Annotated in this window: 18 protein-coding genes; 8 read left to right on the forward strand and 10 right to left on the reverse strand. The window is 68.1% G+C overall.

Annotated features, from left to right (window positions below; genetic code table 11):
- Positions 1–15: 15 nt before the first annotated feature.
- On the reverse strand, positions 16–396 hold the full coding sequence (locus DBV14_RS10030; RefSeq protein WP_124459040.1) for an S-adenosylmethionine decarboxylase family protein: 381 nt from the start codon (positions 394–396) through the stop codon (positions 16–18).
- Positions 397–541: 145 nt separating this feature from the next.
- Here DBV14_RS10030 and DBV14_RS10035 point away from each other — a divergent pair, with 145 nt between their 5' ends.
- Positions 542–2647: a transketolase gene (locus DBV14_RS10035; RefSeq protein WP_124459041.1), complete on the forward strand. Its 2106-nt coding sequence runs from the start codon at positions 542–544 to the stop codon at positions 2645–2647.
- A 58-nt stretch (positions 2648–2705) separates the two neighbouring features.
- The gene (gene gap, locus DBV14_RS10040; RefSeq protein ID WP_124459042.1) at positions 2706–3707 is read left to right on the forward strand and encodes a type I glyceraldehyde-3-phosphate dehydrogenase; all 1002 of its coding nucleotides are present in this window, start codon (positions 2706–2708) and stop codon (positions 3705–3707) included.
- Between the two features lie 75 nt (positions 3708–3782).
- Here the strand turns inward: gap and DBV14_RS10045 are convergent, their stop codons facing one another.
- The 3 genes from DBV14_RS10045 to DBV14_RS10055 form a co-directional block, all read right to left on the reverse strand.
- Positions 3783–4370 (reverse strand): hypothetical protein, encoded by a 588-nt coding sequence (locus DBV14_RS10045; RefSeq protein ID WP_124459043.1) that lies wholly within the window; start codon positions 4368–4370, stop codon positions 3783–3785.
- 28 nt (positions 4371–4398) lie between these two features.
- On the reverse strand, positions 4399–4995 hold the full coding sequence (locus tag DBV14_RS10050) for a hypothetical protein (protein WP_124459044.1): 597 nt from the start codon (positions 4993–4995) through the stop codon (positions 4399–4401).
- A 109-nt stretch (positions 4996–5104) separates the two neighbouring features.
- Positions 5105–5413 carry a putative quinol monooxygenase gene (locus tag DBV14_RS10055; RefSeq protein ID WP_124459045.1) on the reverse strand — a complete coding sequence of 103 codons (309 nt, stop codon included), beginning with the start codon at positions 5411–5413 and terminating at the stop codon, positions 5105–5107.
- A gap of 151 nt (positions 5414–5564) precedes the next feature.
- Here DBV14_RS10055 and DBV14_RS10060 point away from each other — a divergent pair, with 151 nt between their 5' ends.
- Entirely contained in the window at positions 5565–6896 is a 1332-nt protein-coding gene (locus tag DBV14_RS10060) for an Nramp family divalent metal transporter (protein WP_124459046.1), read from the forward strand.
- A 123-nt stretch (positions 6897–7019) separates the two neighbouring features.
- Complete coding sequence (locus DBV14_RS10065; RefSeq protein WP_124459047.1) at positions 7020–7310, forward strand: YciI family protein; 291 nt, start codon at positions 7020–7022, stop codon at positions 7308–7310.
- Here DBV14_RS10065 and DBV14_RS10070 read toward each other — a convergent pair.
- The 4 genes from DBV14_RS10070 to DBV14_RS10085 all read right to left on the reverse strand — a co-directional run bounded on the left by DBV14_RS10070 (position 7297) and on the right by DBV14_RS10085 (position 11440).
- A complete protein-coding gene (locus DBV14_RS10070) occupies positions 7297–8394 on the reverse strand; it encodes a pirin family protein (protein WP_124459048.1) in 1098 nt (365 codons plus the stop codon). The two genes, DBV14_RS10065 and DBV14_RS10070, sit on opposite strands and share 14 nt — an antisense overlap.
- Positions 8395–8565: 171 nt before the next feature.
- Positions 8566–8988: a VOC family protein gene (locus tag DBV14_RS10075; protein WP_124459049.1), complete on the reverse strand. Its 423-nt coding sequence runs from the start codon at positions 8986–8988 to the stop codon at positions 8566–8568.
- Between the two features lie 107 nt (positions 8989–9095).
- The gene (locus DBV14_RS10080; RefSeq protein WP_124459050.1) at positions 9096–10475 is read right to left on the reverse strand and encodes an amidase family protein; all 1380 of its coding nucleotides are present in this window, start codon (positions 10473–10475) and stop codon (positions 9096–9098) included.
- A 20-nt stretch (positions 10476–10495) separates the two neighbouring features.
- Positions 10496–11440: a GyrI-like domain-containing protein gene (locus tag DBV14_RS10085; protein WP_124459051.1), complete on the reverse strand. Its 945-nt coding sequence runs from the start codon at positions 11438–11440 to the stop codon at positions 10496–10498.
- Between the two features lie 98 nt (positions 11441–11538).
- Here DBV14_RS10085 and DBV14_RS10090 point away from each other — a divergent pair, with 98 nt between their 5' ends.
- A complete protein-coding gene (locus DBV14_RS10090; protein ID WP_124459052.1) occupies positions 11539–13167 on the forward strand; it encodes a CYTH and CHAD domain-containing protein in 1629 nt (542 codons plus the stop codon).
- Between the two features lie 60 nt (positions 13168–13227).
- Here the strand turns inward: DBV14_RS10090 and DBV14_RS10095 are convergent, their stop codons facing one another.
- The gene (locus tag DBV14_RS10095; RefSeq protein ID WP_124459053.1) at positions 13228–13704 is read right to left on the reverse strand and encodes a peptidylprolyl isomerase; all 477 of its coding nucleotides are present in this window, start codon (positions 13702–13704) and stop codon (positions 13228–13230) included.
- Complete coding sequence (locus DBV14_RS10100) at positions 13701–14672, reverse strand: LysR family transcriptional regulator (RefSeq protein WP_124459054.1); 972 nt, start codon at positions 14670–14672, stop codon at positions 13701–13703. Before DBV14_RS10100 ends, DBV14_RS10095 begins: the two co-directional genes overlap by 4 nt.
- 84 nt (positions 14673–14756) lie before the next feature.
- On the opposite strand from DBV14_RS10100, the gene DBV14_RS10105 reads away from it, so the two are divergent.
- Genes DBV14_RS10105 through DBV14_RS10115 form a run of 3 tightly spaced genes read left to right on the forward strand, consistent with a single transcriptional unit; the run spans position 14757 to position 16697 of the window.
- On the forward strand, positions 14757–15161 hold the full coding sequence (locus tag DBV14_RS10105; protein WP_124459055.1) for a DoxX family protein: 405 nt from the start codon (positions 14757–14759) through the stop codon (positions 15159–15161).
- Between the two features lie 58 nt (positions 15162–15219).
- On the forward strand, positions 15220–15804 hold the full coding sequence (locus DBV14_RS10110) for an NADPH-dependent FMN reductase (RefSeq protein WP_124459056.1): 585 nt from the start codon (positions 15220–15222) through the stop codon (positions 15802–15804).
- Positions 15801–16697 (forward strand): pirin family protein, encoded by an 897-nt coding sequence (locus tag DBV14_RS10115; RefSeq protein WP_124459057.1) that lies wholly within the window; start codon positions 15801–15803, stop codon positions 16695–16697. Before DBV14_RS10110 ends, DBV14_RS10115 begins: the two co-directional genes overlap by 4 nt.
- Positions 16698–16765: the final 68 nt, after the last annotated feature.

Here is a 16765-nt window from a genome sequence, read left to right on the forward strand (position 1 = left end):
CCGGATTCGCAACCTTCACGCCGTCACCCGGCCGCGCTGCAATTCGTTGCGTTCGCTGTGCCGGGGCTGGAACAGCGCGATCAGCCCGTCCATCAGCGCATGCGCCTTGGCCGAATGGTCGCCGCTGAAATTGCAGACGTACACGTCGAGCGTCACGCCGCGCTGCTCGGGCCAGGTGTGGATGCACAGGTGCGACTCGGCCAGCAGCAGCGTTGCCGTCACCCCGCCCGGCCCCTGCGGCGTGGCCGGAAATGCATGCACCAGCCGGCCCACGGCCTGCAGTCCGGCGGCCGACACGGCCTTGGTGCAGACAGCCCCCAGGGCCGCGCCGTCGGTGAGCCATTGAAGACCGCATTGGCAGTCGTGGAGGTCGGCGGTGAGGTGCAGCCCATGCATGGGTGGCAACTCTAGCAGTCCGGCTGCCGCACAAGAACATCAGCGGGGTGTTGGGCCTGTATCGGCGCCGGCATGGGCCGGCCCGGTAAAATCGCGGGTTCCCCCCTATCCCCTCCCACCCTTTTCCCCCGAAAGTCCCATGCCCATGGCAAACGAAGCCCTGATGGCCAACGCGATCCGCGCGCTGGCTATGGATGCCGTCCAACAAGCAAATTCCGGACATCCGGGTGCACCGATGGGCATGGCCGACATGGCCGTCGCACTCTGGGGCGACCACCTGCGCTACAACCCGGCCAACCCGCACTGGTTCGACCGCGACCGCTTCGTGCTCTCGAACGGCCATGCCTCGATGCTGCTGTACGCGGTGCTGCACCTCACGGGCTACGACCTCCCCATCGGCGAACTGAAGAACTTCCGCCAGCTGCACAGCAAGACTGCCGGCCACCCCGAGATCGACGTCACCCCCGGCGTTGAAACCACCACCGGCCCGCTGGGCCAGGGCATCACCAATGCCGTGGGCTTCGCGCTGGCCGAAAAGCTGCTGGCCGCCGAGTTCAACCGCAAGAGCCATGACATCGTCGACCACCACACCTACGCCTTCCTGGGCGACGGCTGCATGATGGAAGGCATCAGCCACGAAGCCTGCGCACTGGCCGGCGCCTGGCACCTGAACAAGCTGATCGCGCTGTACGACGACAACGGCATCAGCATCGACGGCCAGGTCAAGCCCTGGTACATCGACAACGTGGCCGAACGCTTCCACGCCTATGGCTGGCACGTCATCGGCCCGATCGACGGCAACGACGCCAAGGCCGTGTCCAAGGCCATCGCCAAGGCCAAGCAGTCGACCGACAAGCCCACGCTCATCAACTGCAAGACCGTCATCGGCAAGGGCAGCCCGAACCGCGCCGGCACCGCCAAGGCACACGGCGAGGCGCTGGGCGCCGAAGAAATCAAGCTGACGCGCGACGCCATCGACTGGCACTACGCGCCCTTCGAAATTCCGGCCGACGTGTACGCCGACTGGGACCACAAGGCCGAAGGCGCCAAGACCGAAGCCGCCTGGAACGACAAGTTCGCCGCCTACGCCGCCGCGTTCCCCGAGCTGGCCGCCGAGTTCACGCGCCGCATGAAGGGCGAGCTGCCCAAGAACTTTCACCAGGTCGCGTTCGACACCGTGGTGGCCGCCCACACCAAGGGCGAAACCGTGGCCAGCCGCAAGGCCAGCCAGCTCGCGCTGGAAGCCTTCACGGCCGCGCTGCCCGAAATGCTCGGCGGCAGCGCCGACCTGACCGGCTCGAACCTCACCAACACCAAGAGCACCCCTGCCCTGCGCTTCGACGCGAAGACCGGCGCCGTGGTCATGAACGTGCCCCCGGTGGAAGCTGGCAAGCAAGGCGCCGAAGACGAAGCCGCACCCGCCGCGCCGGCCGAAGCACCGCACGGCACCATCGGCCGCCACATCAACTACGGCGTGCGCGAGTTCGGCATGGCCGCCATCATGAACGGCGTGGCGCTGCATGGCGGCTACATCCCCTACGGCGGCACCTTCCTCACGTTCAGCGACTACAGCCGCAACGCCATCCGCATGGCCGCGCTCATGAAGCGCCGCGTGATCCACGTGTTCACGCACGACTCCATCGGCCTGGGCGAAGACGGCCCGACCCACCAGTCGATCGAGCACGCCGCGTCGCTGCGCCTGATTCCGAACCTCGACGTCTGGCGTCCGGGCGACACCGCCGAAACCGCCGTGGCCTGGGCCGTGGCGCTGCAGAACCAGTCGCGCCCGACCGCGCTGCTGCTCAGCCGCCAGAACATCGCCTATGCGCCGAAGACCGACCTGGGCGACATCAGCCGCGGCGCCTATGTGCTGTCCGAACCCGAGACCGTCGGCCTGAAGAGCAAGAAGACCGCCGCCGTCATCATCGCCACCGGCTCCGAAGTGCCGCTCGCGCTGGCCGCCCAGAAGCTGTTGGCCGAAAAGAAGATCGCCGTGCGCGTGGTGTCGATGCCCTCGACCACCACCTTCGACCGCCAGGACATCGCCTACAAGAAGGCCGTGCTGCCGAAGAAGATTCCGCGCATTGCCGTCGAAATGGGCTGCACCGGCGGCTGGTGGAAGTACGGCTGCGCTGCCGTCGTCGGCATCGACACGTACGGCGAATCGGCACCGGCACCGGCGCTGTTCAAGCATTTCGGTTTCACGGCGGAGAACGTTGCCGCCACCGTCGAAGCGGCACTGCGGGACTGACCGGTCCCGGCACCCTTCTCGTCCGATCACAAGTTTTTCAACCTTAGGAGCAAGTCAGATGGCTATCAAACTCGGTATCAACGGCTTCGGCCGCATCGGTCGCAACGTGCTGCGCGCAGCGGTGCAGAACTTCAAGAACGACATCGAGATCGTTGCCATCAACGACTTGCTCGAGCCCGACTACCTGGCCTACATGCTCCAGTACGACTCGGTGCATGGCCGCTTCAAGGGCGAAGTCACGGTCGAAGGCAACACGCTGATCGTCAATGGCAAGAAGATCCGCCTGACGCAGGAGCGCGACCCGTCGCAACTGAAGTGGAACGAAGTCGGCGCCGACGTGGTGCTCGAATCGACCGGCCTGTTCCTCACCAAGGAAACGGCGCAGAAGCACATCGACGCAGGCGCCAAGAAGGTCATCCTGTCGGCACCCTCGAAGGACGACACCCCCATGTTCGTCTACGGCGTGAACGACAAGAAGTACGCCGGCGAAGCCATCATCAGCAACGCCAGCTGCACCACCAACTGCCTGGCCCCGCTGGCCAAGGTGCTGAACGACAAGTGGGGCATCAAGCGCGGCCTGATGACCACCGTGCACGCTGCCACCGCCACGCAGAAGACCGTCGATGGCCCGAGTAACAAGGACTGGCGCGGCGGCCGCGGCATCCTGGAAAACATCATCCCGTCGTCGACGGGCGCGGCCAAGGCCGTGGGCGTGGTGATCCCCGAGCTCAACAAGAAGCTCACCGGCATGAGCTTCCGCGTACCGACCTCCGACGTGTCGGTGGTCGACCTCACGGTCGAACTGGTGAAGGAAGCCACGTACAAGGAAATCTGCGCTGAAATGAAGGCACAGAGCGAAGGCGCGCTGAAGGGCGTGCTGGGCTACACCGAAGACAAGGTGGTGGCCACCGACTTCCGCGGCGACCCGCGCACCTCGATCTTCGACGCCGAAGCCGGCATTGCACTGGACAGCACCTTCGTGAAGCTCGTGAGCTGGTACGACAACGAATGGGGCTACTCGAACAAGTGCCTGGAAATGGTGAAGGTCGTGTCGAAGTAATCAGGCTTCGCGACTTCAACAAGAACGCGCCCGAGGGCGCGTTTTTTCATGGCGCGGCAAGCGTGCCTTGCGGGCTCAGCGCAGCTTCTCGTTCCTGCGAATCTCGCTGCTCAACTGCGACGTCAACCGTGTCGCCGCTCTTCGCGCGGCCAGCCCGAAGTCGCCCTTGAACTCGCCGAACTCCGCCGTGCCGTTGCCCGTCGCGCGCACGCGCGTGACCTCCGCGCCCACCGCATCGGTCACCACGCAGGAGACTTCCGCCGTGAACGATGTCGGCGGCCAACTGATCCACGATGACGAACTCGAGTCCGTCCTGATCTGCGGCGTGAACACCAGCGAGATACCCGCGGCCTCGTTGGCCTTCGCGTCGTTGGCGGTGCGCAGCACGACCACGTTTCGGTACACGGCGCGCAGCGCATCGCGGATCGACTTTTCCAGGTCGCGATACGGGTAGTAGCTCACGCGGTCGCCGCTGCCGCCGGGCGTGATCACCTCCACGTCGCGCTCGGCATCGGTCATCACGTAGGCCACCTTCTTCGGAATCAGGTGCGCCTGCGACCGCGGTGGCGCGGTCTCGGTGATCATCGTGATCGGATGCACGCAGCCTGCAAGCAAGGCCACCAGTGCCACCAGCGGAAAAAGAGAAAAAGTCCCCGTCGTCATTCGTGCCTCCGGGTTCGGGTGGGTGGCGTCAGCGGCCGATGGCGGCCACGAACTGCGGGTCGGCATACACCGTGCGCAGCAGGGCGCGCACGAGGCGCGGATATGCGGCCTGCCCGGCGGGCACGGCCACGATGCTGGCGTAGCTCGAATCGAAGGTGGTTTCGGCCCGGTAGGTCTTGCGCAGGCGTTGCGTGGCCTCGCGCATGACGGTCACTTCGACGTCCATGCGCCCAGAGCCGTTGATGACGCCCAGGTCGATGTAGTTCACCAATATGCGCGCCGCGATGCGTGTCGTGGCCTTCGGGTCGTAGGCCGATATTTCGCCGAGGTCGCGCATGAGCGCATCTTCAAGGTACTGCGCGAAGCTGCCGCTGGGCGACACCAGCCTGGCGCGGCGCAGGCTCAATGTGTTGACCTTGTCTTCGGGATCGGTGGGCTGGGCCTTCGCGATGGCCACCATGCCGGGGCGGGTGGCTTCGAGCCGGTCGAGAGCTTCGTAGTCGGCCGCATAGGGCGGCGCCATGAGCGGTGCGCAGCCGGCCGTCAGGAAGACGGCGGCCAGCACGACAGGTGCGAAGGCGAAAGCGCGCGGGCGGAAATCATGATGCGAACGAAAGATCGCCATGCCGGTGGTCCCTCTCCGTGATGCCTGCTCCCCGGCGCGACGGTAGCACGCATCGCGCCGCGCGCGAAGGCATGCGCGGGCGCGTCCAGGGCCTGGGTGGGGCCTGGGCTCAGACCGGTTCGAGCACGTGAATCAGCTTGGCCGCGGTCAGTTCCTTGGTCTTCGCGCTGTGGGCTGCCATGTGCGGCGCGACGCCGTGGGCTTGCAGGTGGGCCAGCGTTTCCCATTTCTCGACCACGACGAAGGTGTCGGGACCGAAGCTGGCCTTCGACGGCGGAACACCTTGCGCATCGACCGTGGCGCCGTACTCGATGCAGCCTGCTTCGGCGAGCACGGCCGGGCGAAGGGCGGCAAAGGCTTCGAGCAGTGCGGCGCGCTGGCCCGGCTTGGCGGTGATGACGGCAACGACGTGGATCATTGAAAAAGTCTCCGATGCAGGTAGATGAATGAATGAATGGGTCGATGGATGACCGCCGTCGAATCTAAAAGATCCGGCGCTTGCGCGCAGGTCCGGTCCGCGACAACCGCACAGTCTCCCCGATTCACGACACGCCCCTATCATCGCGCGCATGCCGTTCTTCACGCTGCCCCGCACGGCCACAGCGCCTTTCTGCCCCTCCGAGGTCAAGGGCAGCGTGGCCGTCCCGCAGGACCTGCCCTTCTTCAAGAAGCTGATGCGCTACGCGGGCCCGGGGCTGCTGGTGTCGGTGGGCTACATGGACCCGGGCAACTGGGCCACCGACATCGAGGCCGGCTCGCGCTTCGGCTACGGCCTGCTGTTCGTGGTGCTGCTCGCGAGCCTGGCCGCCATGCTGCTGCAGACGCTGTGCGTGCGGCTCGGGCTGGTCACGCAGAAAGACCTGGCGCGCGCCTGCCGCGAGCACTACTCGCCGCGCGTCAACCGCCTGCTGTGGCTCGGCGCCGAGTTGGCCATCGTGGCCTGCGACCTCGCCGAGGTGCTGGGCAGCGCGCTCGCGCTCCACTTGTTGTTCGGCGTGTCGATTCCGGTGGGCATTGCCATCACCGCCTTCGACACGCTGCTGGTGCTGGGCCTGCAAGGCGCGGGCTTCCGGCGCGTGGAGGCGATCGTGCTCGGGCTGGTCGGCACCATCGCGGGCTGCTTCATCGTCGAGCTGGCGATGGCGCCGCCCAACTGGTTCGGCGTGGCGATGGGCTTCGGCCCCAGCCTGGAGCGGCTGCAGCAGCCGGGCGCGCTGTACCTGGCCATCGGCATCGTCGGCGCCACCGTGATGCCGCACAACCTGTACCTGCATTCGTCCATCGTGCAGACGCGGCTCATTGCCGACACCGACGCGGCGCGGCGCGAGGCGGTGCGCTTCTGCACGCTCGACGCGGTGGTGTCGCTGTCGCTCGCGCTGCTGGTCAACGCGGCCATCATGGTGCTGGCGGCCAGCGCCTTCCACGCGACGGGCCACCAGAGCGTGACGGAAATCGACGACGCCTACCGGCTCATCGAGCCCATCGTCGGCAGCGCGCTGGCGGCCACGCTGTTCGGCATTGCGCTGCTGGCCTCGGGACAGAGCTCTACCTTCACCGGCACCATCGCGGGCCAGATCATCATGGAAGGTTTTCTCGACCTGAAGATCCCGTGCTGGCAGCGTCGCCTGATCACGCGGGCGCTTGCGCTGGGCCCGGCGTTCCTGGGCGTGTGGTGGTTCGGCGATGGCGGCGTGGGCAAGATGCTGGTGCTCAGCCAGGTGGTGCTGAGCTTCCAGCTGCCGTTCGCGATGTGGCCGCTGATCCGCTTCACCAGCAGCCGCGCCATGATGGGCGGCTTTGCCAGCGGCCCGGTGGTCAAGGGGCTGGCCTGGCTGCTGTTCGGCGTGATCAGCGCGGCCAATGTGTGGCTGGTGGCGTCGGTGCTTGCCGGCGGCGTGTAAGCGAAGCACCCGCCGGGTCAATCGCCGTAGGCACAGTTACCCGGCAGACACACAACCGTCTCTCCGGGGCGTCGCACAGGCCATAGGATCAAGGCTTCGCATCCACCTGTCGCCATCCCGCCCATGTTCATCGTCACCCTCACCTACATCCGCCCGCTCGAAGAACTCGACGCGCTGATGGACGCGCACCTGACCTGGCTGAAAAAGCACTACGCCAGCGGGCTGTTCGTGGCCTCGGGCCGGCAGGTGCCGCGCAAGGGCGGCGTGATCCTTGCGCGTTCGGGCGACCGCGAGGCGCTGGAGTCGGTGCTGGCGCGCGATCCGTTCGTTCAGAACGGCGTGGCGCGCACCGACGTGATCGAGTTCATTCCCAGCATGACCGCGCTGAACGTCGAGGTGCTCAAGACTTTTTGAGCAGCGCCAGGTCGCCCGCCGGTTCTTCCTCGCGCCCGCCCGGATGCCGGGCAAAGCGCGCGGCGTCGTGCGCATGCACCGGTGCCGTGTCGTCCCAGGGCCAGCCGCCGAACTGGGTGCGCCGGTAGTCGGCCATGGTCTGGCTGATCTCGGCCTGCGTGTTCATCACGAACGGGCCGTACTGCACCACCGGCTCGGCGATCGGGCGGCCCTGCAGCAGCAGGAATTCGCTGGCTTCGTCGTTGCCGTTGGCAATCTCGATGTCCGCATTCGCGCGCAGCTCGATGGCGGCCGGGCCTTCCACGCGCTGGCCGGCAATGTGCGCCACCGCGCCCTTGAAAAAGTACAGCATGCGCCGCGTGCCTTCGCCGGTGGCGGCGGGCAAGGTCCATTGCGCGCTGGGCGTCATCTTGAGCGTCCAGATCGCCACGTCGGCATCGGCCTGCGCGGCCCATGACGCGGGCGGCGGCGCCAGCGGCTGGATCGGGTCTTGCCCGTTCACGGCATCGCCCAGTCGGCCCGCGATCACCGCGACGTCGGTGCGGCCGCCCTTCGCATCGTCCGAGGCAAAGCGCGGAATGGCGTCCGACCAGAACATCGTGAAGTGCGGCTCGGCCATCTTGTTCTTCGCTGGCAGGTTCAGCCAGATCTGGAACAGCTCCAGCGGGTTCGGCGCGCCGGCGTCGAGCAGCGGGAACATCTCGGAATGCACGATGCCCTTGCCGGCCGTGAGCCACTGCACGTCGCCGCCGCCGAAGCGCGCGGTGGCGCCCAGCGAATCGGAGTGGTCGACCAGGCCCTTGCGCACGATGGTCACCGTCTCGAAGCCGCGGTGCGGGTGCGAGGGAAAGCCCGGCACCGTGTCGCCGTGGTACATGCTCCAGCCGTCCTTGCGGCTGAAGTCCTGGCCGATCTGGCGGCCGGCCAGCGAGGCCTCGGGCCCCATCCGCCCGTTGCCCTTGGGATAGGCGTCGTCGTGATAGACGCAGAACAGGAACGGGTCGATCGTCTGCCACGGGAAGCCCAGGGGGGCGATGCGGACGATGGGGCTCTTGCTGCTGTCGTTGTTGTTGTTGTCGGACATGTCGATATTCCTTTCCAGGTGGGGCGCAGCCGATGATGCCGTGCCGGTGGAGGGAATATCGGGGCGGCGCCGCCGTCCGGTAGGCGCCTTCCGTGCAACAGTGAAGAGCGCGTATGGAACGATGGGCATCGCGCGTGTCCCTTGGGCTCTTTCTTCTTCAGTGCCGCGGCATCACTGGGCCTGGTGGGTCGCGATGGTGGCCGGGTCCATGTAGGCCAGCTCCCAGAGGTGGCCGTCGAGGTCCTGGAAGCCGTGGCTGTACATGAAGCCGTAGTCCTGCGGCTCGCGCGGCACCGTGCCGCCGGCGGCCACTGCCTTGGCGACCAGCGCGTCGACCTCGGCGCGGCTCTCGCACGACAGGCACAGCAGCACTTCGGTGCTCTTGCTCGTGTCGGTGATGCTCTTGGTGGTGAAGGTCTTGAAGAAGTCTTCGACCAGCAGCATCGCGTGGATGCTGCCCTCGTTGATGACCATGCACGCGGCGTTGGCGTCGGTGAACTGCGCGTTGAAGGTGTAGCCCAGCGCGGCGAAGAAGGCCTTGGACTTCTCGAGGTTCTTGACGGGGAGGTTCACGAAGATCTGCTTGGTAGCCATGACGTTTTTCCTGGTTCGATGAAGGTGGATGTGAAGGTTTTGCCGATGTCTTGTGTACACCGTCCACAAAAGATATCAAGAAAAATGGACGGCGTCCACATATTTTTTCAAAGTGGCAACTGGCCCAGGATTTCCGCCAGCGCGAGCGTGCTGCGGTCTTCGCCATACGGCCCGACGATCTGCACGCCCAGCGGCAGGCCTTCGGCCGTGCGGCCCGCGGGCGCGACCGTGGCGGGCAGGCCGCCCAGGCTCGCCAGCGCAGCCCATGCGCCCTGCGCGCCATAGGACGTGGAGCGGCCGTCGACAGTGAGCATGCGCTTGCCCCAGTCGGGCTCGGTCACGTGCGGGAAGGCGGCGCAGCCGAAGACGGGGCACAGCACTGCGTCGAACTCTCCGAACAGCGCGCGCAGTTGCGCCCGGATGCGGGTGCGCGTGGCCAGCAGGTCGAACCACGCGCGCAGCGACAGCGGCGACTGGCCGCCCGGCTCGGCATGCGCGAGCACGGTCTGCACGATCTGGCCGTAGGTGTCGCCGACCTCCGCCAGGTCGGGCAGCAGGCCGGACGCGTGCGCCACCGTGGCGCCGGCCGTCGCGAGCCGCCGGCCCGCGGCTTCGATGGCGGCGCGCACGTCGGCGCCCACGACGGCTTGCGGGTGCGACGTCACGACCAGCACGCGCCAGCCTTTCGCGGTGGCATGGCGCGCAGCGGGCAGTGCGACATGGCCTTCAGCAACACGTGCCGTGTCGGGCCCGGCCAGCACGTCGAGCGCCAGCGAAAGGTCTTCCGCGCAATGTCCGATCGGCCCGATCACCGAAGGCAGCCCGGCCGGCGATTCCTCCGTGCCCGGGAATGCGAAGCCGCGCGTCGGCAGCAGGCCATGGCTGGGCTTGTGCGCGTACACGCCGCAGAAGGCCGCGGGAATGCGCAGCGAGCCCATCAGGTCGGTGCCCAGTTCCAGCGCGACCATGCCCGTGGCGACCGCCACCGCGCCGCCGCCCGACGACCCGCCCGGCGTGCGCGTGGCATCGAGCGGATGCACCGTGCGGCCGTACACCGGGTTCGCGCATTGCCAGTCGGCCAGCGCCGGCGGCACGTTGGTCTTGCCGAGGATCACCGCGCCCGCCGCCTTCAGCCGCCGCACCGCCACGGCGTCTTCAGCGGGGACGAAATCGCGGAACGGCGGCAGGCCCCAGCTGGTCGGCAGGCCGGCGACGTTGAATGCCTCCTTCACCGTCATCGGCACGCCGAGCAGCGGACGGCGTTCGCCGCGCTCCAGCGCCGCGTCGGCTTCGGCGGCCTGTCGGCGCGCGCGCTCGAAGTCGCGCACCACCATCGCATTCAGCGCACCGTCGAGCGCTTCGATGCGGCCGATGGCGGCCTCGCAGAGTTCCGCCGCGCTCACCTGCCGCGCGGCCAGTGCCCTGGCCGATTGCGCGGCGCCCGCGCGGAGCAGATCGATCGGGTCCGTTGAAGTCGTGGTCGCCATGGTGAAGGCCTTTCTTGCGGCTACTGCAGCGGCAGATAGAGGTGCGTGCGCAACTGCGCCTCGGGCGTGCCGCGTGGATCGTCCAGGTACAGGTCGAAACCCGGCACGTCGCGCGTCGCGTAGCCGGTGGCCGGCAGCCAGTGCCGGTAGATGGCCTTCCACATCGAGTGCAGGCCGGTGTAGGCGCCGACGTGCGTGAACACCGCGTAGCGCCCCGCGGGCAGGTGCCACCACGCGAGGCTGCCGCCCAGCGCGGCTTGCGGCCGTGCCGGCTCGCCGCGTCCTTCGGGCAGCGAGTGGCCGAACAGCGCGCCCACCAGGATGCGGCAGTCCGCGTCTTCCGGCCCTTGCGGTTCTTCCGGCATCGTCGCGATGGTGTGCGTAACGCGCGGCGCGAGGCCTTCGGCCAGCAGCGCAGGCCACAGCTCGCCGAAGGCCTGCTGCGCGGCGCGCGTCATCGTGCCCTGCGTCATGCCGCGGCCCGTGGCGGTGAGCGCATCGAGCGCGGGCGCCTCGACCCAGCGCGGTTGCAGCGGACGCATGGCGGGCTCCCCCGGCGCCCCGCTCTCGTCCGGGATGTGGCGCTGCGCGAAGAACCGCGCCCATGCGGGCTCGTTGCCGTCGCGCACCGCCGTGGGCGTGGTGCCCAGTTCGCGCCGCATCGCTTTTGCCAGTGCCTGCGCCGACTCGAAGCCCACGGCCTGTGCCGTTTCGAGCACCGGCGCCGAGCGTTGTGCGGCCAGCAGTTCGCAGGCGCGCCGCAGCCGCCGCCATGTCACGTAGCCGCCCACCGTCAGCCCGAAATACGCATGGAACACGCGATGGAAGTGATGCCGCGACATCGCCGCCTGCCGCGCCAGCAGATCGGCGTCGAGCGCCGCATCGAGGTTCGCTTCCACGTGCGCCGCCGCGCGCGACAGCAGGTCGAGGTAGCGCACCGAAGCAGGCGTGGGCGTCGTCGTCATGCGGTCATTCTGGCGGCGGCGCGCGCGAATGGCGTGTCCCGGTGTGCTCGATGCATTCGATGTGCCCGCGTTGCATGAGGGAAAAAAGACGGGGCATCATGGTCGCCATGGAAATCGAGTTCAAGTTCTGTATTCCCGCCGACCGCCTGAAGGCCGTCGAGGCCGCCCTGCGGCGAGGCACCGTCGTTCGCACCCGCCTGCAGGCCCGTTATTTCGACACCGCCGACCAGCAGCTTGCCGCGCACGGCATGGTGCTGCGGCTGCGCAAGGAGGGGCGGCGCTGGGTGCAGACCGTCAAGGCCACCGGCGACAACGCGCTGCATCGGCTGGAGCACAACGTCGACCTGGGCACGGCCGGCGCGGCGCCTGGCATCGACCCGCTGCGCCACCAGGGCACGCCCGTGGGCGACAGGCTGGCCCAGCTGCTGGCCGACGGCGGCGCGCCGCTGGTCGAGCGGCAGTCGACCGACATCGTGCGGCTCACGCGCGACGTGCGCGTCACCGGGCCCGGCGGTGCGGTCGTCGAGATGGCGCTCGATGTCGGCAAGGTCGTCGCCCACGCCGGCACGCCCGAGCAACGCGAATCGCCGGTGTGCGAGCTGGAGCTGGAACTCAAGCGCGGCGACGTGCAGGGGCTGCTGTCGCTCGCGCGGCGCTGGTCGCAGCAGCACGGGTTGTGGTTCGGCACCGTGTCCAAGGCCGAGCGCGGCGCGCGCCTGCTCGCCAACCTGGAGGTCGTGCCCGCCGTGAAGGCCGAGGCGCCCCGTTTTCCAGCCGAGAAAGACAAGCGCGATGGCCGCGCCATCCAGCAGGCCGTGGTCGCGTCATGCCTGGCGCAGATGCTGCCCAATGCCAGCGAGATCGCGGCCGGCAGCACCGACGAAGAGCAGGTCCATCAGCTGCGCATCGGCATCCGCAGGCTGCGCACCGCGCTGCGCGAGCTGGCGGGGCTCGATGCAGCCTCGGGCCTGTTCGATGCGGCCGGATGGGAGCCGCCGCTGGTCGAAGCCTTCCGCGCGCTCGGCGCGCTGCGCGACAGGGAGCAGGTCGTGAAGCTGGCGCAGCCGCAATTGCGTGACGCGGGCGCACCGGACTTCGATCCGCTGGCAGGCGACGACGCGGCGGCCAGCGTGCCGTCGCCCGGCGATGTCGTGCGTGCGCCGGCGTTCCAGTCGGTGCTGGTTTCGCTGATCGGATTCACCGCCGCCACGGGACCTGTGCACGAAGTGCCGGCAAGCAATGCCGAAGAAGAGGCCGCCACCGCTGAAGAAACCCCGCCAGCGCCCACGCCGATGAGCGCCGATGACGCCCGCCGCTTCTTGCGCAAACGCCTGCAGCACCTGCACGAGCTGGCCGTGCGCGACGGCCAGCGCTTCGAGTCGCTCGATACCGAAAGCCAGCACCGCGTGCGCAAGCGGCTCAAGCGTTTGCGCTACCTTGCAGAATTCGTTGCGCCGTTGTGGAGCGAGGCGCAAGGCGACAAGGGCCGCGACAAGAACGCCGCCGAGGGCTACCTGAAAGCGCTGCGCCCCGCGCAGGACGCGCTGGGCGAATTCAACGACGAGGCCGTGGCGCTCGCGCTGTACCGTGAAGCCACGCAGCGCGATGCACGCGCATGGTTTGCGGTGGGCTGGTTCACCGCGCGCCATGCGGCCGGTGCAAGGGCCTGCCGCAAGGCACTGGAAAAAATCGAAGGCGCGCCGCGGTTCTGGAAAAAGAAGAACTGAGCCGGCGCCGGGTCGGAGACTAAAGAAGCCTTCGGCGGCTTCTTCTCGTTTCTCCCTCGCTCAGTGATGGTGGCCGTGGGCCCCATGCACATGCTTGTGCTCGATTTCCACCGGCAGCGCCGCGCGCACGTCCGTCACCTGCAGGCTGAACTTCAGCGCCTTGCCGGCCCACGGATGGTTGCCGTCGAGCAGCACGACCGGTCCCTTGATCTTCATCACGGTGAACACGTGCTCGGTGCCGTCGTCGAGCCGGCCCTGCAGCTGACCGCCCACTTTCACGCCCGGCGGAAATTCGCTCTTGGGAATGCTGCGCACCAGCGCTTCGTCGTGCTGGCCGAAGGCGTCTTCGGGCGCGAGGTTCAGCACGGTCTGGAAGCCCTTTTCCTTGCCATCGAGTGCTTCCTCGATCTTGGGCAGCGTGTTCTGGTAGCCGCCATGCAGGTAGGCCATCGGCTCGGGGCTGGCTTCGATGAGCTTGCCCTGGGCGTCGGAGACTTTGTACTTGATGGTGACGACGGTGTCTTTTTCGATTTTCATGGGCGCATTTTCTGTGGAAACCGATTCACCGGCGGAGCCAGGTTTTCCCACGAGCGAAACGCGTCCGGCAGCGTCTCTTCCACGCTCAGCTTCTCCATCACCATCCCGATGAACGCCGACACCGCCAGCGGCAGGTGCTTGCGGCTCGGATACAGCACGCTCAGCCCGTGTCCCGTGCGCTGGTATTGCGGCAGCACGGGCACGAGGCGCCCTGCTTCCACGTCCAGCCGCCCCATCGACGGCGGCAGCAGCGCGATGCCGAGCCCCGCCAGCGCCGCCTTGCGCAACGCCTGTGCCGTGTTTCCGCTGAAGCGCCCGCTGACCTGCACTTCCACATCGACCCCGTCGGGCCCGGTCACGCGCCAGGTCGCCCGACCGCTGGGGTGCGCCGCGGTCACGCAGTCGTGGCCGGCCAGTTGCTCCAGTGTCGTGGGCGCCCCGTGCGCGGCAATGTAAGCGGGGCTCGCCACCATGCCGTCCGTGCGCGGCCCCAGCAGCTTGCGGCCGACAAAACCAGAATCGGGCAGCGCCCCGCCGCGAAACGCTACGTCGATCTGCTCCGCGATCAGGTCGGCCTTCGCGTCGCTGAGCACGAAATCGACGCGCACCAGTGGATGCGCGGCCAGAAAGTCCGCCACCCATTCCATCGGGAAGAAGTCGAAGAAATCCGCCGTCGCGGCCACGCGCACGAGGCCGCTGGGTTCCCGCGCGCCGGTGATCAGCTCCTGCCCGGCCTCGACCAGCCCGTCGACCGCCCCCGCGCAGCGCTCGTGAAAAGCCTGCCCGGCGTTGGTGAGCGTCAGCTTGCGAGTCGAGCGTTGCATCAGCCGCGTGCCCAGTTGCGCCTCGAGCTGCTGGATGCGCCGGCTCACGGTGTTGGGCGGCAGCCCGAGCCGGCGCGCGGCTTCGGCGAAGCTGCCGTGGCGCACCACCTGCACGAACATGGCGATGTCGTTGAGGTCGAGCATGGACTGATTCCTTCGATCTGTGGATGAGTGCAACTCAACTCTACCGTCTAGTCGATCAATGGGTGCAACCCTAACCTTGTACCCATGACTTCTTCATCCCTTGCTTCCCCCGCGCTTTCTCCGCTGCAGCGCCGCATCGTCTGGGGTGCTCGCATCCTGCTGGCGATGGCTTTCGGCGCGGCCGGCGTCTCCAAGCTGGCCGGCGTGCCGCAGATGGTCCAGGTGTTCGATGCCATCGGCTTCGGCCAGTGGTTCCGCTACGTGACGGGCGTGGTCGAGGTCGGCGGCGCGTTGCTGCTGCTCGTGCCCGCGGCCGTGGCCGGCTTCCTCGGCGGCCTGTTGCTGGCCGCGACGATGGCCTGCGCCGTGGCCACGCACCTTGTGCTGATCGGCGGCAACCCCGCACCGGCCGTGGTGCTGGCGCTGCTGTCGGCCTTCGTCGCCTGGCGCCTGCGGCCCGTGCGGCCGCTGGCCGGCGCGGAGGCCTGAGCCCTCTTCTTTTTCTTTCTCCTCTTCTTCCCAACCCCTTCAAACCAGGAGCATCCCCATGACCCAACAACAACCCCGCATCGGCATCGTCATCGGCTCGACGCGCGAAGGCCGCTTCGGCGAAAAGCCCGCGCACTGGATCCACGAGATCGCGAAGCAGCGCACCGACCTCGCCTTCGAGCTGATCGACCTGCGCGACCACCCGCTGCCTTTCTTCAACGAAGCCGGCGCGCCGGCCTGGGGCCCGGTGAAGAACGAGGCCGCGCAGCGCTGGCAGGCGAAGCTGGACACGCTCGACGGCCTCATCGTCGTCACGCCCGAATACAACCACGGCCCGAGCGCGGTGCTGAAGAACGCGATCGACTGGGCCTACAAGGAATTCATCCGCAAGCCGATCGGCTTCGTGGGCTACGGCGGCGTGGGCGCGGCGCGGGCCGTGGAGCAGCTGCGGCTGGTCGCGGTCGAGATGCAGATGGCGCCGGTGCGCAACGCGGTGCACATCGGCATGGTCGAGTTCCTGGGCATCTGGCAGCAGGGCAAGACCTTCGAAGACTTCCCGCACCTGGCGCAGGCCGCCAAGGGCATGCTGGACGACATGGCGTGGTGGACCAAGGCGCTGAAGACCGCGAGGGACAGCGCATGACCACCGCTGCTCTTGCCACCGCCACCGAAAGCGCGGTTGCCGCCGCCGCCGAAACGCGCGCCATCGTCTACCGCACGCGCGGTTCGCAGCACGGGGCCATCACGCGGCTCATGAGCCCTGGCGACCTGGGTGAATACCTCAAGCCCTTCGTGTTCCTCGACCTGTTCGGCTTCAACACCGAAGGCGGCCACAAGGGCTTCGGCCTGCATCCGCATTCGGGCATTGCCACGCTGACCTGGCTGATCGAGGGCGACACGCTGTACGAAGACACGACCGGCGAACAGGGCGTGCTGCGCGGCGGCGGCGTCGAGTGGATGCGCGCCGGCAACGGCGTGTGGCACACCGGCGCGCCCGCGCCGGGCGTGAAGCGCGTGCAGGGCTTCCAGCTCTGGGTGGCGCTGCCCGCCGCTGAAGAAAACGCGCCGGCGCAAAGCATCTATCTCGCACCCTCGCAGGTGCCGCAGGAAGGCCCGGCGCGCGTGCTGCTCGGGCGCCATGGCGCGGCGCAAAGCGCCATTCCGGCACCGTCACCGATGAACTACCTGGCCGTGCAGCTGAAAGACGGCGAGCACTGGCGCTACACGCCGCCGGCCGGCCACACGGTGGGCTGGGTGGCGGTCAATGCGGGCCGGCTCGGCGCGGGCGGCGTGGACGGTGCCGACGGTGCACCCGTCGCGGCGGGCGAACTGGCGGTGTTCGCGGAAAGCGACGCGGCACTCGACTTCGTGGCACACGGCGACACATCTTTCGTGCTGGGCTCGGCCGTGCCGCACCCGCACGAGTTGGTGATGGGCCACTACTCGGTGCACACCAGCCCCGCGACGCTCGACCAGGGCGAGGCCGAGATCCGGCGCATCGGCACCAAGCTGCGGCAAGAAGGCCGGCTGGCCTGAACGCAGAGGGTTTGCCCGCGGCGCAACCCGCGAGCAAACCAGCGTGCGCCCGGCGGGCGGCTGCGCCA

It is taken from the genome of Variovorax sp. KBW07, assembly GCF_003852515.1.
Classification (GTDB): domain Bacteria; phylum Pseudomonadota; class Gammaproteobacteria; order Burkholderiales; family Burkholderiaceae_C; genus Variovorax.

Coding starts and splice junctions, on each gene's coding strand:
- DBV14_RS10030 (WP_124459040.1), bottom strand. CDS start 396: ATGCATGGGCTGCACCTCACCGCCGACCTCCACGACTGCCAATGCGGT.
- DBV14_RS10035 (WP_124459041.1), top strand. CDS start 542: ATGGCAAACGAAGCCCTGATGGCCAACGCGATCCGCGCGCTGGCTATG.
- gap (WP_124459042.1), top strand. CDS start 2,706: ATGGCTATCAAACTCGGTATCAACGGCTTCGGCCGCATCGGTCGCAAC.
- DBV14_RS10045 (WP_124459043.1), bottom strand. CDS start 4,370: ATGACGACGGGGACTTTTTCTCTTTTTCCGCTGGTGGCACTGGTGGCC.
- DBV14_RS10050 (WP_124459044.1), bottom strand. CDS start 4,995: ATGGCGATCTTTCGTTCGCATCATGATTTCCGCCCGCGCGCTTTCGCC.
- DBV14_RS10055 (WP_124459045.1), bottom strand. CDS start 5,413: ATGATCCACGTCGTTGCCGTCATCACCGCCAAGCCGGGCCAGCGCGCC.
- DBV14_RS10060 (WP_124459046.1), top strand. CDS start 5,565: ATGCCGTTCTTCACGCTGCCCCGCACGGCCACAGCGCCTTTCTGCCCC.
- DBV14_RS10065 (WP_124459047.1), top strand. CDS start 7,020: ATGTTCATCGTCACCCTCACCTACATCCGCCCGCTCGAAGAACTCGAC.
- DBV14_RS10070 (WP_124459048.1), bottom strand. CDS start 8,394: ATGTCCGACAACAACAACAACGACAGCAGCAAGAGCCCCATCGTCCGC.
- DBV14_RS10075 (WP_124459049.1), bottom strand. CDS start 8,988: ATGGCTACCAAGCAGATCTTCGTGAACCTCCCCGTCAAGAACCTCGAG.
- DBV14_RS10080 (WP_124459050.1), bottom strand. CDS start 10,475: ATGGCGACCACGACTTCAACGGACCCGATCGATCTGCTCCGCGCGGGC.
- DBV14_RS10085 (WP_124459051.1), bottom strand. CDS start 11,440: ATGACGACGACGCCCACGCCTGCTTCGGTGCGCTACCTCGACCTGCTG.
- DBV14_RS10090 (WP_124459052.1), top strand. CDS start 11,539: ATGGTCGCCATGGAAATCGAGTTCAAGTTCTGTATTCCCGCCGACCGC.
- DBV14_RS10095 (WP_124459053.1), bottom strand. CDS start 13,704: ATGAAAATCGAAAAAGACACCGTCGTCACCATCAAGTACAAAGTCTCC.
- DBV14_RS10100 (WP_124459054.1), bottom strand. CDS start 14,672: ATGCTCGACCTCAACGACATCGCCATGTTCGTGCAGGTGGTGCGCCAC.
- DBV14_RS10105 (WP_124459055.1), top strand. CDS start 14,757: ATGACTTCTTCATCCCTTGCTTCCCCCGCGCTTTCTCCGCTGCAGCGC.
- DBV14_RS10110 (WP_124459056.1), top strand. CDS start 15,220: ATGACCCAACAACAACCCCGCATCGGCATCGTCATCGGCTCGACGCGC.
- DBV14_RS10115 (WP_124459057.1), top strand. CDS start 15,801: ATGACCACCGCTGCTCTTGCCACCGCCACCGAAAGCGCGGTTGCCGCC.